The 15,984-nt window shown below is 36.6% G+C and carries 17 protein-coding genes, 2 tRNA genes and 1 pseudogene; 3 read left to right on the top strand and 17 right to left on the bottom strand.

All coding sequences use genetic code 11. From position 1 onward, the window contains the following. Positions 1 to 229 precede the first annotated feature (229 nt). The 13 genes and pseudogenes from AC1DTM_RS05435 to AC1DTM_RS05375 form a co-directional block, all read right to left on the bottom strand. A complete protein-coding gene (locus AC1DTM_RS05435) occupies positions 230 to 1,228 on the bottom strand; it encodes a tyrosine-type recombinase/integrase (RefSeq protein ID WP_477000074.1) in 999 nt (332 codons plus the stop codon). Between the two features lie 111 nt (positions 1,229 to 1,339). Further along, positions 1,340 to 1,413: transfer RNA gene (locus AC1DTM_RS05430), tRNA-Arg, on the bottom strand. A 1-nt stretch (position 1,414) separates the two neighbouring features. Then, positions 1,415 to 1,488, bottom strand: a tRNA-Gly gene (locus tag AC1DTM_RS05425). 108 nt (positions 1,489 to 1,596) lie between these two features. Continuing rightward, entirely contained in the window at positions 1,597 to 2,100 is a 504-nt protein-coding gene (locus AC1DTM_RS05420) for a metallophosphoesterase (RefSeq protein WP_016106271.1), read from the bottom strand. Positions 2,101 to 2,113: 13 nt separating this feature from the next. Next, complete coding sequence (locus AC1DTM_RS05415) at positions 2,114 to 2,722, bottom strand: XTP/dITP diphosphatase (RefSeq protein WP_016106272.1); 609 nt, start codon at positions 2,720 to 2,722, stop codon at positions 2,114 to 2,116. Between the two features lie 11 nt (positions 2,723 to 2,733). Next, complete coding sequence (gene rph, locus AC1DTM_RS05410) at positions 2,734 to 3,471, bottom strand: ribonuclease PH (RefSeq protein WP_477000073.1); 738 nt, start codon at positions 3,469 to 3,471, stop codon at positions 2,734 to 2,736. A 131-nt stretch (positions 3,472 to 3,602) separates the two neighbouring features. Beyond that, on the bottom strand, positions 3,603 to 4,652 hold the full coding sequence (locus tag AC1DTM_RS05405) for a GerMN domain-containing protein (protein ID WP_016106273.1): 1,050 nt from the start codon (positions 4,650 to 4,652) through the stop codon (positions 3,603 to 3,605). A 130-nt stretch (positions 4,653 to 4,782) separates the two neighbouring features. Next, complete coding sequence (gene racE, locus AC1DTM_RS05400) at positions 4,783 to 5,595, bottom strand: glutamate racemase (protein ID WP_016106274.1); 813 nt, start codon at positions 5,593 to 5,595, stop codon at positions 4,783 to 4,785. Positions 5,596 to 6,008: 413 nt separating this feature from the next. Beyond that, positions 6,009 to 6,098 (bottom strand): annotated as a pseudogene (locus tag AC1DTM_RS05395) (type 1 glutamine amidotransferase domain-containing protein); the annotation flags it as partial. Positions 6,099 to 6,113: 15 nt separating this feature from the next. Then, positions 6,114 to 6,890, bottom strand: coding sequence for an HNH endonuclease (locus AC1DTM_RS05390; protein WP_016106275.1), 777 nt, complete (start codon positions 6,888 to 6,890; stop codon positions 6,114 to 6,116). Between the two features lie 219 nt (positions 6,891 to 7,109). Further along, positions 7,110 to 7,334: a spore germination transcription factor GerE gene (gene gerE, locus AC1DTM_RS05385; protein ID WP_000659484.1), complete on the bottom strand. Its 225-nt coding sequence runs from the start codon at positions 7,332 to 7,334 to the stop codon at positions 7,110 to 7,112. Between the two features lie 165 nt (positions 7,335 to 7,499). Next, entirely contained in the window at positions 7,500 to 8,795 is a 1,296-nt protein-coding gene (locus AC1DTM_RS05380; protein WP_016106276.1) for a purine/pyrimidine permease, read from the bottom strand. 112 nt (positions 8,796 to 8,907) lie between these two features. After that, entirely contained in the window at positions 8,908 to 10,149 is a 1,242-nt protein-coding gene (locus AC1DTM_RS05375; RefSeq protein WP_016106277.1) for an amidohydrolase family protein, read from the bottom strand. 213 nt (positions 10,150 to 10,362) lie between these two features. On the opposite strand from AC1DTM_RS05375, the gene AC1DTM_RS05370 reads away from it, so the two are divergent. After that, complete coding sequence (locus AC1DTM_RS05370; RefSeq protein ID WP_002112091.1) at positions 10,363 to 10,548, top strand: PspC domain-containing protein; 186 nt, start codon at positions 10,363 to 10,365, stop codon at positions 10,546 to 10,548. A 94-nt stretch (positions 10,549 to 10,642) separates the two neighbouring features. Here the strand turns inward: AC1DTM_RS05370 and AC1DTM_RS05365 are convergent, their stop codons facing one another. Next, on the bottom strand, positions 10,643 to 11,215 hold the full coding sequence (locus tag AC1DTM_RS05365) for a helix-turn-helix domain-containing protein (protein WP_016106278.1): 573 nt from the start codon (positions 11,213 to 11,215) through the stop codon (positions 10,643 to 10,645). Between the two features lie 101 nt (positions 11,216 to 11,316). Here AC1DTM_RS05365 and AC1DTM_RS05360 point away from each other — a divergent pair, with 101 nt between their 5' ends. Both AC1DTM_RS05360 and AC1DTM_RS05355 read left to right on the top strand, forming a co-directional pair. Further along, positions 11,317 to 12,282 carry a DMT family transporter gene (locus AC1DTM_RS05360; RefSeq protein ID WP_016106279.1) on the top strand — a complete coding sequence of 322 codons (966 nt, stop codon included), beginning with the start codon at positions 11,317 to 11,319 and terminating at the stop codon, positions 12,280 to 12,282. 142 nt (positions 12,283 to 12,424) lie between these two features. Beyond that, complete coding sequence (locus tag AC1DTM_RS05355) at positions 12,425 to 13,090, top strand: MIP/aquaporin family protein (protein ID WP_002015331.1); 666 nt, start codon at positions 12,425 to 12,427, stop codon at positions 13,088 to 13,090. 59 nt (positions 13,091 to 13,149) lie between these two features. On the opposite strand, the gene AC1DTM_RS05350 is transcribed toward AC1DTM_RS05355, so the two are convergent. From AC1DTM_RS05350 to AC1DTM_RS05340, 3 genes are all read right to left on the bottom strand, one after another. Next, positions 13,150 to 13,581, bottom strand: coding sequence for an Rrf2 family transcriptional regulator (locus AC1DTM_RS05350; protein ID WP_002112095.1), 432 nt, complete (start codon positions 13,579 to 13,581; stop codon positions 13,150 to 13,152). A gap of 118 nt (positions 13,582 to 13,699) precedes the next feature. Beyond that, positions 13,700 to 14,923: an ABC transporter permease gene (locus AC1DTM_RS05345; protein ID WP_016106280.1), complete on the bottom strand. Its 1,224-nt coding sequence runs from the start codon at positions 14,921 to 14,923 to the stop codon at positions 13,700 to 13,702. Positions 14,924 to 14,925: 2 nt separating this feature from the next. After that, complete coding sequence (locus AC1DTM_RS05340; protein WP_477000072.1) at positions 14,926 to 15,810, bottom strand: ABC transporter ATP-binding protein; 885 nt, start codon at positions 15,808 to 15,810, stop codon at positions 14,926 to 14,928. Between the last annotated feature and the right edge of the window lie 174 nt (positions 15,811 to 15,984).

Genomic DNA, 15,984 nt, shown 5'->3' with positions numbered 1-15,984 from the left:
GCACTTAAGAAGCCTTGCATTCCTCGAATTTTTTCGATAAAATGAAGGTACTGAATAGACAAGATTGTCCGTTATTTAATTGTTGTTGAATGCACGGATTGTCCGTTATTTAGGTTTACTGAATATGCGGTAATTTCCGCTATTTAGTTCTAAGTCGATTATTTTGGGTCACAGACTGCGCCAACAGTCTACCCTACGAGGAGCATCCGCCAAGATGCTCTTTTTTTATTTACAAGAAATTTCGCAGGCTTTCCGCTACTTCGTTTTTATCTAAGTGCAGATAACGCGTTGTAACGGAAATATCACTATGCCCTAGCGCTTTCGATATCAGCGCGACATTCGCACCTTTCTTTAAGAGATTCTTTGCAAAACCTCTACGTATTGCGTGCGGATTAATGTTTTTAAGTCCGTATTCTTTAGCGTGTTTAGTCATTCGTTTTGATATAATATTATTCGTCAGACTAGTTAAGACACTTTCGCCGCTCTTCGTAATAAAGAGATAATCATTTTTCACGTTGTATTCTCTTCGAATAATTTCGTTTTGTTTCATAAGAACGTCTAGCAATCGTGCGAGAGCGTCGTCAAACGGCAGATATATTGATTCATGATTCTTAATAATACCGCCGTCAACACTTAATACTTTCGCATCTAAATCGACGTGCTTATGCTCTAATTGCGCCAATGTGCCGACGCGTATTCCCGTTTGATACATAAGTAAGATAGCGGTAGCGTCTCGTAAATCTAAGAATCGTGTTAAATCGAGTACCGATAACAGGATATTAATTTCTCTATCCGTCGCACCTTCTTTAACAGGCGTATCTACCTTTATCTTCACATTGCGCCAAAAGTTAATATCAATCCACCCGTTATCGTGGCAACGTCCTAGAAACGCCTTTAAGCACTTTAAACGAGTTAATTTCGTTTGATTACTAACGTTCATAGACGATAGCCACTCGTAAATATGATTAACGTTTAATTCTTCTAAGTACTGCGTATCTGTTATCTTCGTAAAGTGATTAACGTGTAAATAGTAGTCATTTATCGTACGCTCACGTAAGCCTGTCGCCTTCATTTGACGCACAACTATATCGAGCGCTTTGTCGATTGTTAAATTGAACGTATAACGACTTTCTGCGGTCTCTTTCTTCCGCGGATCACTTTTCAATCTATCGCTAAAGATATTCGATAAGTCTTCGCTAATCATTAAAGAATCACGTCTTTTTGACATAAAAAAATAAGCCCCCTAACTCGTTAGCGACCGCACATTGTACGATTCAACTTACGAATTAGAGAGCTTATATATTGCGGACTTTGACGTCACCGCAAAAGGTTTTCTTAGCGTCCCAGGAGAGATTCGAACTCCCGACCGTACGCTTAGAAGGCGTATGCTCTATCCGGCTGAGCTACTGGGACATGGAGCGGGTGAAGAGAATCGAACTCTCGACCAGAGCTTGGAAGGCTCTTGTTTTACCACTAAACTACACCCGCATATGTTATTTTACTTTTCTTCGTTAGCGCCGTTGCCCTATCGACAATATTTATTATATTCATAACCACTTATAAAGTCAACACTTTTTTAAAAGAGGATAATTTTTCTTATCCTCTTTTAAAAATTGCTTGTTCCACCAGCTGTCCGTCTAATGTTTCAAAACGAACTTCTATATGATTTTCATCCATTTCTAATAAAGCGAATGTTTTTTCCACACGAGAGCGCGGGAGCAAAATACTTCCTGGATTAATAAATAAAATCCCATCAATTAATTCTGCCCCTAATACATGAGAATGTCCAAAGCATGCTACTTGCGCTTCTACTTCTTCTGCATGATACGCTAACGTTTGTAACGTCATTTTCACATTATGACGATGACCGTGTACAACTAAGAAACAAATTCCATCTACATCAGTTACAATTTCATCTTGAAAGTTAGCATAATCACAATTCCCTTTTACAACATGGAAACCTTGCAGCTCTTCGTGAGCAGGCGTTAGCTCTGAATCACCGCAATGAATCATGACATCTACTTTCCCTTCGTAATTCTCTTTTAACTGCTGTAATTCCTTCACAGAGCTATGACTATCGCTTACGATTAAAGCTTTCATCAATCTCTCTCCCTTATTCTTCTAAAAACCATTCTGGGATTTTTTCTTCTAATTTACGAAGAGCACGCCCACGGTGACTAATCGTATTTTTCTCATCTGAGCTTAGCTCCGCCATCGCTTTTTTATATCCTTCTACATAAAAAATCGGATCGTACCCAAAACCATTTTCCCCGCGGCGCTGTTCTAAGATTTTCCCTTCGCATGTTCCGTTTACAATAACCGGCTCTTTATCAGCTTCAGGGAAAGCAACTGCTAGCGCACAGTAAAAACGAGCTGTACGTTTTTCTAAATCGACGTCAGTTAACCCTTGTAACACTTTATCTATATTCGCCTGATCATCTTTCGGCTCTCCAGCAAAACGAGCTGAATATACACCTGGTTTCCCGTTTAAGGCATCTACAATAAGACCAGAGTCATCCGCAATTACGATGGAATTCAACTGTCTACTAAGACTGTCCGCTTTTAAAATTGCGTTTTCTTCAAATGTTTCACCAGTTTCTTCGACTTCTTCAATATGAGGAAAATCGTGTAAAGATTTCACTTCTAAGTCAAATCTCTCAAATAACTCAGCAAACTCACGTACTTTCCCAAGATTTTTCGTCGCTACAACAACTTGCTTCATATTTTCCACCTCTACTCTATATGAGATACGATGTCACCTAACGCTTCTTTTTGCTTTTCAACAAGTTGGAAAATCCCTTGTTCAGCAGCATCAAGTAATTCATTTAATTCAGCTCTGCTAAACGTCGCTTCTTCTCCAGTTCCTTGTACTTCAACAAACTGACCTTTTCCAGTCATAATAACGTTCATATCAACGTCTGCTTTAGAATCTTCAGCATAATTTAAATCTAAAACGACACCTTGTTCTTCAACAATACCTACTGACGTTGCCGCTAAATAATCTTTCACCGGAATTTTAGATACTTTGTCTGCTTGCAATAATTTTTCAAAAGCTAATACCATTGCTACATAAGCACCTGTAATAGAAGCTGTTCTCGTTCCGCCATCCGCTTGAATTACATCACAGTCAATCCAAACCGTTCTTTCGCCAAGCGCTTCTAAATCAACAACCGCACGTAATGCTCGTCCAATTAAACGCTGGATTTCCATTGTACGCCCTGTTACTTTTCCTTTACTTGACTCCCTGATTGTACGTTGCTCTGTCGCACGTGGAATCATTGAGTATTCTGCTGTTACCCAGCCTTTTCCTTCTCCGCGCATAAACGGCGGTACACGCTCTTCAATTGTCGYTGAACAAATTACCTTTGTATCCCCAACTTCAATTAGTACTGATCCCTCTGGATGTTTTAAATAATTTGTATGAATATGTATATGGCGTAGCTCTGCTTTTCCTCTACCATCTACTCGCATAAAAATAACCCCCTCATAAATACTCTCATTAGTATAGCCAAATTTAAATGTACGATATGTATAACAATAAAAGAAGGGGAACTCAAAAAGCAATTCCCCTTTCTTACATAAGTATATCAAATTATTCACGATTAAAAACTACCTGTATTTACGTTTTGTGGACGATCGACAGGTTTTATTAACTTTTCACCTTTCTCATCCGTAAGGTTCGCTTTACCATTTACTTCAATAGAAACATTTTTCACACCTTGTTTTTCCGTTAAAGATAAGACCAACGACTTCAATACGTAATTTGAAATCATGCTTTTGTCTGGGTTCACAAATATATTTTCATTAAAGTTTAATGTAATATTTCCGTTCTCCACTTTCGGATTCGTAATAAGCTTAACTCCCGGATTAAAATCATTTAGTAACGAACCGTGAATCGGACCTTTTACAAGCTCATTCACAATTGCCGAGTAATCATTTTCTTTTCCTTCTGCAACGCGTCTTGTTACCGGTACGTAATATTGCTGCTTATTATTATTTTGCGCCATAAAGTAAAGTGTAACCGGTTTTGTATTCGTTACATCTGCTACTTGTTCATCATCAAAGTTAATTCCATTCGCACGACTTACACCTTCACCAAGCGGTGTACCCGCAACAGGCATCTTCGCTAACTTTTCACCATTTATTTGGAACTGCACTTGTTTTATTTCTGTAAATTGAGTCAAAGTCCACGCTACTGATTCAATAATTTGACGCTCTTCTTCTTTTGAATAATTTTTCATTTCTTTAGAGAAATCAATTACTGCTGTCCCGCCCTTTTTCAAATTTAAGGTCATCGTCGTATTCGCTGGAAGGACTGCTCGAAATCCATTCGGCAATAAATTTGTGACTGGTCCATCTTTCACAAGATACTCTAACGTTTGCTGTACAACTTCATTCGCTTTCGGAGTAGGCATTGCAATAGTTTGCGGTACGACATATCCATTTTTATCAACGAGGTATAACTCTCTATTTACTGTTTGCCCTTGTTTATCTTTTTTAGCTGTTTCTTTCTTTTCACCTTCTGTATACGTAACTTTTTTTGGCGGATCAATTTGTTCTGTCGCTTTCTCTTGATTTAACAAGCCACACCCTGATAATAAAATCGCACTCACAGTAGCACCAACAACCCATTTAAAAGTGGATTTAGGCATGCCATTCCCCCCTAAAATCTAAGTTTGTACTATTATGTATACGAGCTGTTTCATATTTTAGAACAAGCTATAGCCACTTACACAGAAAAAACCCCTGATTTCTCAGGAGTTCTCTTATATGAGTCTACTATTATTCTGTTTCTAAATTAATATGCTTCACATTTTCAATCGGCTGACCGAACCACTTTGATGCAATTTCTTTGAACAGGCCTATTTTACCAGTCGTTAAGAAGAGATGATCACTTTGTTCTTCTCCCTCATTTAACATCTTACTATGGTATAAAATCGTGCTTACCTCACGCGCTGTTTCATCACCCGAACTAATTAATTGTACTTGATCCCCCATTACCTTTTTAATAACAGGACCTAGAATCGGATAATGTGTACACCCTAAAATAAGTGTATCAATGTCAGTACTTTTCAACGGTTGCAACGTTTCTCTTACAACTTCATACGCCATTTCACTTTCGAAATTCCCGCTCTCTACAAGCTCAACGAAAGGTGGACACGCTAAACTTTCTACCATAACACGGTTATTAATAGACTTTAGCGCCTCTTCATATGCACCACTTTTTACTGTTCCAATCGTTCCAATAATCCCTACATGATACGTATTTGTCACTTTTAAAGCTGTACGTGACCCTGGATGAATAACTCCAACTACTGGAATTGATAATTGTTTCTGCATTTCTTCTAATACAACCGCCGTTGCTGTATTACACGCAATAACTAACATTTTGATATTTAAATCTAATAAATGCTCCGTCATTTCCCACGTAAATTGACGCACTTCTTCACGAGAACGCGGACCATAAGGGCAACGTGCTGTATCCCCTAAATATATAATACGCTCTTTCGGCAACTGACGAATTAATTCCTTCGCTACTGTTAAACCGCCCACTCCTGAATCAATAACACCGATCGCTCTATTCAACTTAATCACCCGTTTTCTCATTCGTCATCTTATTTTATCCCGCGTTAACGGGCAGTAAAACKCCCACCTCAAAATTCGGCTGCAGCAAAGAAGTTCGGCGGGAGATCCACTGCCCGTAAACGCCCGATTGGTGAAGGCTAATAATCAGCGGGGAATGAACAAAACCCCCACTGATTAAAGTTTCACTTTATGTTTATCAGTATATTTTACACACTTTAAGTTCGCTAACTTAAAATGCCCCTGTATAAAATTTTTCATTTGTACCTGTATAGATCAGGACCTTTTTTATTTTGCTCCTTTTTTTCATAATTTGCAAGACAGAAAAACAACCGACCTTCTATATGAAAGTCGGTTTCTTCTATATAAAATGCTCATTCAAAATAAAACTCCCGCTACCTTTATTAATAGCGGGAGTTTTATTTCTATAATTTATTCATAGCTCTTTTTATAGCCTTACCTATTTCCGCACTAGACTGCGGATTCTGTCCTGTAATCAAACGTCCATCTACAATTTCCCCAGCTTAAAATCACTTAGTAATTAACGCTTTCAATTCTTCAGGTGTTAAAAAGGAACCATTCATGCTTTTTCTATGGAGCATCGCATGGCAATTAGGACAAACTGGAATCAAATCATTCACATAATCCACCTCATACTCATTTCCTATTTCACTAAGTGGTATTTTATGATGAACATGAATRAACCCTTTCCCTAAAGCACCATATTGCTTTTCAAAATCCATATTACAAACATGACAATAACAACCATGGTGTTCAATACATTTCCTTCTTGCTACAGCACTACGTTCGTACTGATTAACGATTACTGTTTTTCGATGTCCTTCCACAATAGATAATTGTTCTGGCACTTCATCCGGATAAACTGATTTTGAACAATCTTCATTAAAGCACTGTTCAATATAGCTTAGTAAATCAACTTTTGACTCTAATTTCATTGGACCTTGAATATTACCTAACAATCCGTTTTCCCTTAACTTTTCAAAAGCTAAATCATCAGACTCAATCTGTTGCTGTAAACACAAGCGCATAAATCTTTTTGTTTTTGCCTTTTGATAATCTTCTTTATCCACCCAAAATCCATCATCATCGTTAACGTTTTCCCATGATATATTTACATCTTCCACAATACATTTAAACTTTATTTTCCCTATAAATGCCGAACAATAAATGTAAATAACATCCCCGATTTCGTGATTTGCACTTTGGCTCCAATCAATATAATCATATTGATTAAAAGCACTTACTACATCATATTTTTTCGGGTTTGCTGAAATTATCCACTTCATATCCTTGACCTCTTTTTATATTAACTATAACAAATAATAGTCAAGTTTGACTGATTTTTGATATAAACCACATCAAGACATTCAACCATCACTTCGGTTCTTCGAATATGTATGTTATATCAATCGTTCCTTTTATATATGAGACATTCTTATCATTCATATGGAGCATGAAACAAACAGAAGAACAGCCGACCTTTTGTATAAAAGTCGGCTGCTTTCTTATAGTTCGAGCTCTCCCATGCGAAGAAGCTCAACAACTGCTTGTGAACGTCCTTTAACCCCTAGCTTTTGCATTGCGTTTGAGATGTGGTTGCGTACTGTTTTTTCACTTATAAAAAGTTCACCTGCAATTTCCTTCGTCGTTTTATCTTGAACGAGTAATTCAAATACTTCTCTTTCTCTCTTTGTGAGTAACGGTTTAGATTGATACGCTTTTTCCTTCAACTGGTATAACCCTCCTTGCTTAAGCCAGAGCTGTATATGTGTAAGTTGGGTGTTTATTTAGTCAAGATATTGTATGAACGAAATGTGCAGGTGGTGAATGAAAATGGGCTTTATTTCTTATGTTATTTTAGACTTTTATACAGTGCGCACACTCTTTTTATCCACTTATTTTCCAGTACGCCATATTTGTTCCAGCAATATACTTACAACAGTACCTACAAACAAACCATTACCAAATATATATTGCATAACAGAAGGCAATGATTGAAGTGCTCCAGACGGTAAAAACATAATGCCGCAGCCAAACAATACCGCAACTCCTAAGATCGTTACATTCCGTTCGCTAAGTGGCACTTGTTTTATATTATGAAATCCAATCCCAATAAGCTGCACGAACGAGGCCATTAATACCGCAGATGCGACCGCGGATGGCAGAGAGGCTAAGTAGCGGATAATACTTGGAAATAGCGACATAATGACTAATAGTACACATGCAAATAAGAATGAACGCATGTACTTTTGATTTGTTAAACGTATGAAACCTGCCGTTGCTGGTAATGGAACGACACCTACAGTTGAAAATACGGAGGAAATTATATGCGAAATCCCTCCGATCCACGTACCATCCTTCAACTGTTTTTGTTCAATAGCCGCTTTATGAATGGTAGCTTGATTAATCGCTATAATAGCTGCCACTGTATTTGAAACTAAAATACATACCATAACGAAACTTGATACAGCCATACCTGTATTCCATTTTGGAAGTCCCCAAGCAAATATATGTGGCAGTTGCACAAAATGAGTTACTTGAGATGGAATCGTCACTTTTCCTGCAATCAAAAAAATAATCCACCCACTAATTAGTCCTATTAAAACCGCATAACTTTTAACAAAACCTTTTCCAAAATTGGAGAGTATGACCACGAACAAAAAGATGCCAAAAGCGATCAACGCTGTAAATCCATCGATTTGAGAAACAGTAGCTGTAATTCCTAACATCCCTTTTAAAAACACACCACTTAATTGCAAACATAATAGAAGCAAGAAAGTCCCTGTAACGAGCGGCGTAAATAAAAATAAAATACGTTCTATAAAACCAGTTAGCCCTAATCCTATTAAAATAACTCCGGCAACCATCATCCCTAATTCTAAAATTTGCAACGTACTATGTAATTGATCTTGCCCTACAGTTGCATAAGCTAGTACGGTAAATACACCAACCCAAGATCCAGCTGGTCCATCAGCAATCGGAAGTTTATGTCCAATCCATCCTTGTAAAAAAGAAGATATWCCAACTACGAAAAACGTACGCTGCATTAAATAAAATACTTCTTCCGTCGTAAGATGAAATAATCCACCAACGACAATTGGTAGCGCGATTGAATTTGCTAATAAAAAAATAAACCATTGCAAAGTTCCCATAATATGATTTTGATTATGTTGATTGTCCAAACTTTTCATCCCTTCTAGCTTTCCTATAAGGAAGTATAGCGTTATCCTGTTTCTACTGAATACAAAAGAAGAGTTCTATTTTCACAATTAGAACCCTTCTAAAAACATCTAAACGATTCCTCTATACAAGATTATCAGATTTCACTTGATCTAAATCCCCTATAACAACATTCCCTTTATACATAACTACACTCTTCTCTGTTTGACGAGCCACTGCTTCCGCGGCGCATGTTGCATTCGTCAAGACAAAACTTGCCTCATCCCCTACATTCGGCCATACTCGTTTCCCTTCATTATTTAACGTTTCTTTCCCTCCAGTAATAAAACGAAGAGCTTTCCCTAAAGACCTTTCATCACTCCAACCAAATCGTTCTGCCAATCGATTTGCCTTTTGAAGCATATCACCTGTGCCGAACGGAGACCAATGATCTGTAATACTATCATTTCCTAATGAAACTTTAACACCTTTTTTATCTAGTAACGGAATTGGGATTACTTGTTTACCGATTGGAACGGTTGAAGTGATATCAATCTTTAATGCTGCTAGTCTTTCTGCCACTTCTTCAGCTTCTTTATCAGTAACACCACCAAGTCCAAGCGCATGACTAATTGTTACACGACCTTGCCATCCTGCTTCTTCCGTTAGGCTTGCCAATCTCTTCATTGTAAACGTTCCAAGATTATTCGCATCGTGCAAATGAATATCAACATCCGCATTAAACTCTACCGCAATGTCTATAATCGTATGTAATGATTTTTCAATATCATTATCTACTGTAGCTGGGTCCACTCCGCCAACTAATTGTGCGCCCATACGCATCGCATCCTTCACAAGTTGCATAGAATTACTGCGCAATAATCCATGTTGCGGAAAAGCAACTATTCTACCAGACAACCGATCTTTATATGTTTCTAAAGCCGCTAACGTCGCCTCTAAATTACGAAGTCCAATAACCGGATCCACATTACAATGCGTTCTAATATTTGTTGCGCCATTTCGAAGCAATAACTCTAGCATATTTTCCGCCCTGTCTTGAGCAGTTGCTAATTGCTTTGGTAAAATCGTTTTTTCTTCGTTAAAACGTGTAAAAATATTTTCTGCTGGCATACAAGCTTTCCAAGGCCCACTATAATATGTTTTATCAATATGAATATGCATCTCTTCAAAAGCTGGTAAAACTAATAAACGATTAGCATCAAAAGTTAACGTTTCTTCCTCTTGGGCGATTCCCGATATAATTCTTTTAATTCTTCCATCTTCAATAAGAAGACTGCATATCTCAGTTTCCGTTTGTGAAATTTTCGCTTCTTCATATGTATAACCTGTTTCAAGCTTTACATTAGTCAACCAATACAATGTCATTACTATTTCCCCACCTTATAATAGAAAATACGTCACACCCTCATTTTCATTTTAATACCGACTGAAAATTAAGACAATTAATACGCTATATTGTCCCTTCACAAAAAAATGTAATATAACCTAATGGTCTTCTCATAAATTTCCATATAGAATAAAAGTACACTGTATCACTCATACATAACAGCGGTGATATGAAAAGGAGAGGATCATAATATGTCGAAGAGGTTATATAAATCCGAAACTGACAAAATGTTATTTGGTATATGCGGTGGTTTAGGAGAATATTTTGATATTAGTTCTACTCTCATTCGTATTATTTGGGTCATTGCTATTTTATGTTTTGGAACGGGTTTTTTAGTTTATCTCATTTGTTTATTACTCATGCCACGTTCTTACTAATATTATCCTGATTAGCAATACTCCTTTCACTATACTTAAGCAGAACATACAAATTGAAAAAACGCCTATAGAATCTTTTTCTATAGGCGTTTTTTCATGAAGAATATTTCATCGTTAAATGTAATACCGCCACTTCATCCTCTTCATTTTTATAACTATGTTTCTTATTCGCTTCAAATTGAATGGAATCAAACTCATCTAGCACGTACACATCGTTCTCCACTTGAATAGAAACTTTCCCTTTCATTACTGTTACAAGCTCAATTGCTCCTTCATGATGAGCTTCAGGTTCATATATACTATTCGCTCTTAAACAAGCTCGGTGCATTTCCATACCCGTTTCTTTCGTATACCGGAACATTGTTTCTAAGTGCCACGCTTGTCCTACATCTACTGCAAAGCCTTCTCCGCAGCGCGCAACAGCTACAGGCTCTCCAACAACCATCAATCTCGATAAAGGGATTGATAACCCTTTCGTAATTTTCCAAATGACAGCTAATGTTGGATTCGTTTCACCTCTTTCGATCTTTCCTAGCGTTAATTTACTAACACCTGTCTTTTGGGCTAAATCTTCTAAACTTAATTTTTGTTCATTTCGAATTTGTCTTAATAACTGACCTACTTGCTGAATTACTTCTTTTGTTTGCATATCTTCATTTTCTTTCATATATAAAAACCACCTTAAAATATAAAATAGTTTACTTTTATTATCTTTAAGTATATTATACTATACATAAATACTCAATCCCGAAAGGAGTGCCATACTTCATGCGCGCAATATTACTAGGTCTTTTATCATCGGCCTTTTTTTCTGCAACCTTTATTATTAACAGAGCAATGAATGTATCTGGAACAAGCTGGGCTTGGACTGCTTCCTTCCGTTTTCTATTTGCTCTCCCTATTTTATTCCTTATCGTTTTATTTCGCAAAAACTTAGGAGTTTTATGGGAAGAATTAAAAAAACATCCATTTGTATGGATCGGGTGGGGCTCGGTCGCTGGCATCGGCTTCTATTCTTTATTAAGTTTCGCAGCTGTTTTTTCTCCAGCTTGGCTCGTTGCTGGAACTTGGCAAGTTACGATATTAGCAGGTTTACTTTTATCACCATTATTTTTCGTTAAAATAGAAACGAAATCAGGTACAAAACTTGTACGTGGAAAAATTCCACTTCGCAGTTTATATGTAGCATTATTTATTTTACTTGGTGTAATTTGTATGCAAGCGACTGCAGCAGGTCATATTACAATGACTCAGTTCATCTCGGGATTTTTACCTGTCGTATTAGCAGCTTTCTTATATCCGTTCGGTAACCGAAAAATGATGGAACTTGTTGGCGGGCGTCTTGATACATTCCAACGTGTATTAGGAATGGCAATCGGAAGTCTCCCTATTACAATTCTACTTGCTATATATGGATTTTCCACTACTGGTATTCCATCGTCAAGTCAAATGCTTCAAGGGTTTTTGTTAGCATTATGTTCCGGAGTTATTGCGACGATGACATTTTTCTTTGCTACTGACTTAGCAAAAGACAATCTCGCTTTACTTGGGGCTGTTGAAGCAACACAAGCTGGAACGATGGTCTTTACTGTACTTGGTGAGATTATTTTCTTAAATGGTTCATTCCCTAGTGGTCTGCCACTGATTGGGATGATGATTATAATGTTAGGAATGATCGTAAATAGTGTTTTAAACCGCTCTGTTCCAGTCATTAAACAAAAAAAATCAGCATAAAAATAGATATGGTTCTTCTTCATAGAACCATATCTATTTTTATTGTCTCCCTATTTCGCCTTATCAGAATAGTATTTCATTAGCTATTTATACTAAAACCTATGTTATAATACGTTTCATGTGCATTATTAGGAGGTAAATTATGTTAAAAAAAGCAATTGCTGAATTTATTGGTACATTTGTACTTGTATTATTCGGAACTGGAGTAGCTGTCATTGGTGGCGGAATTGAAGGAATTGGAACATTAGGTATCGCTATGGCTTTCGGATTATCTATCGTGGCTATGGCATATAGCATTGGAACAATTTCTGGATGTCATATTAACCCAGCAGTATCAATCGCTATGTTCATTAACAAAAGAATGAACGCTATGGAACTTAGCTATTATTTATTAGCTCAAATTTTAGGTGGTTTATTAGGAACTGCAACGTTAGTAACAATTTTACGATCTGCTAAATTACCTTTAGATAATTTAGGACAAAATAGTTTTGGAACTCTTGGTTTATCTGGAGCATTTTTAGTTGAATTCATTTTAACTTTCGTATTTGTTTTAGTTATCGTTGCTGTAACAGGTAAAAAGGGAAGTTCTTCTTTAGCTGGATTAGTAATTGGTTTCACATTAGTATTAATTCACTTATTAGGTATTCCGTTAACTGGAACATCTGTTAACCCAGCTCGTAGTATCGCACCAGCTCTATTCGCTGGCGGAGAAGCAATTTCTCAACTATGGGTGTTCATCGTTGCTCCAATTCTTGGTGGTATCGTAGCAGCTGTTGTAGGAAAGTTTATTTTAAATACTGAAAAATAGAATTTTCAATATTTCCGAATAAAAAAAGGCGAGCCCTCATCATGAGGAAGCTCGCTTTTTTATTCTTTAATTTTCGACTTTAAATTTGTAACTAACTGCTGCACCGTTACATTTGCAAGTACGTTTTCCATCGCTTCTTGCGATTGTATTAAAACAATCTCTAACACCGATTGAATATTAGCTCCTACTGGACATTCAATGTTGGGATTTTCATGGAAAGAAAATAGATGTCCTTCTTCTACAACTTCCACAGCTTTATATACATCAAGCAATGTAATTTCATCTAAATCACGAGCAAGTGTCGTACCACCTTTACCAGCTTGTACATCAACAAGTCCTGCTCTCTTCAACATTCCTGTAATGCGACGAATCACAACTGGATTTGTATTCACACTACCAGCAATCCATTCAGAGGTACAGCGAGAGTTTCGATCTATTGCAAGTAACGTTAACATATGAACACCTACTGTAAAACGACTACTAATTCCCATCTGCACACCCTCCTTTTTATTCATTCTATTAAAAGACGACTCTTGTTATTATATACTATTTTTAATTTATACATAAAGAAAAAGCATGATTCCACTATAAAATCATGCTTTTCTCCCATTATTGACGCTTTATAAATTTCGCTAAATCTTTAAACTTCACTTTGTCGGAGTAATTCATTACACCGTTTACGTAAATGCGGCTTGTAACAGCACTTAATATACCGATTGTCGCTAAAAGACCCGCCAATGTTATCGTAATTTCTAACATACCAGCTTCACCAGCTACAAAGCGTGAGAATGTAACCATCGGGGTGAAGAACGGAACATAAGAGCTTATAACAACAATAGTACTATTTGGGTCACCTAACGATTTAAGACTTATAAAGAATGCTGCAATTATTAAAATTGACACCGGTAGCATTACACCTTGCAAATCCTCAGTCTTAGAAACAACCGCACCAGCAGCTGCATACATCATCGCATACAGGAAATACCCTGTAACAAAATAAATTAGGAACATACCGATAACTTTTGCATCTAACTTTGTAACATCAATTACGCCAAATAATGAACCATTTTCTAAATCTACCCACCCTAGTAAATAAGGAACTAAATAACCACATGCCAATATGACAAGTTGTAATAACGCCGTTGAAACAACCGCTAAAATTTTTGCATACATCATCGTAAGAGGTTTTACTTTCGGAATCATAACTTCCATAACGCGAGAAGCTTTTTCAGAAGCAATATTCATCGCAATTGTGCTTCCGAACGCAACAATAAACATATATAAAGCGAATATAAAGAAATATGCAACTCCGGCAGAGGCAGAACGATCTTTTATTGCTTCTTGTTTCACAGAAATTTCCGTTTGTAATTGTTGTGCAATTTCCGGTGAAACATTATGTTTAGCAACCGTTACCGCCATATATTGTCCCTTTAAATAACTAGCTATAATAGTAGAAGTTGTTTCACTGGCGAACCCATTAAACATATACGTGACTTCTGGAACTCCATTCTTTTCAGTTACACGAAACAAACCGTCTAACTCGCCTTCTTCTACTTGTTTATGTAGTTTATTAAAATCTTCTTTTGAACCAATTGTTAGTTTAGCTGATGGTAATAATTTATTTAACTCTTCTTTTTGTATTTTATATGTGGAACTCTCTGTCACAACTGCAATTTTATCTTTATCCTTATTTTTATCATTACTTGAAGTAAAATGATTAAATGCAAAAATCCCAAACACAACCAAAAATAAAATCGCACTCGTAATTAATGATTTTTTAGATAAAAACGCTTCCCTAAAATAAAATGAAAATACATGATAAAATTTACGCATCTTTATTTCGCCCTCTCTACAAAGATTTCGTTCAACGTTGGCTCTAGCATTTTAAATTGTCGTAAGCTAATACCTTGTTCTTGCAATTGTTGCAAAATCTTTAGAGCTTCTGCATCGTCTTGTACTTTTACATAAAGAAGGCCTTGTTGTTTTTCATACGGGACATGTATAGCCTCTAATCCCTTTTCATTCTCTGYTATATCTTCAATCGTTAAATTACGAAAACCGTRTTCTTTCTTAATATCACTTAACTGTCCTTCTACAACTGCTTCGCCTTTTTTCAAAATACATACATGTTGGCAAAACGCCTCTACTTGCTCCATACGGTGACTTGATAAAATAATTGTCTTTCCGCTCTGTACTTGTTCTCCAATAATACTAGCTAGCATTCCAGCATTAACTGGATCAAGTCCGCTAAATGGTTCATCCAAAATAAGGAGTTCTGGATCATGAAGAAGAGCAGCTATCAATTGAATTTTTTGCTGATTCCCTTTTGAAAGTTCTCCAGCCGTTTTAAATTTATATTCTGGAATTGCTAAGCGCTCTAACCAGTGATCAATTGCAAGATCCACTTCTTTTTTCGTCATTCCTTCTAATCTACCAAAATATCGCAACTGATCTATTACTCTACTTTTTGTATATAGTCCTCTTTCTTCTGGTAAATATCCAATTGTTACCCCGCTATCACCAAATGACTTTCCATCCCACGTAATAGAACCTTCATTTGGCGTTAATAAACCTAGTAACATTTTAATTGTCGTTGTTTTTCCTGCACCATTTCGGCCAAGTAACCCTAACACTTCACCTTTCGGTAACGAGATTTCCAAACCATTAACTGCTTTAGATTCTCCGAATATTTTTGTTAAGTTTTGAATTTGTAAACTCAATGTATATATCCTCCCCTTCAATAGCATTCTCGCTCTCGCTTACATAATATGTTTGTTTAAAACAACATATAGTAACCTTATTCCATCTTCTTACATACATTCCTTTTCTTCAACTACTTAGTTTTACCTTATCTTTTTTATTTACCTTATCTACTATAGGACAAACTACTACAT

The sequence above is a fragment of the Bacillus sp. P4_D3 genome (assembly GCF_056401855.1).
The sequence above is the reverse complement of the archived record's forward strand: the minus strand, read 5'-3'. Positions and strand labels throughout refer to the sequence as shown.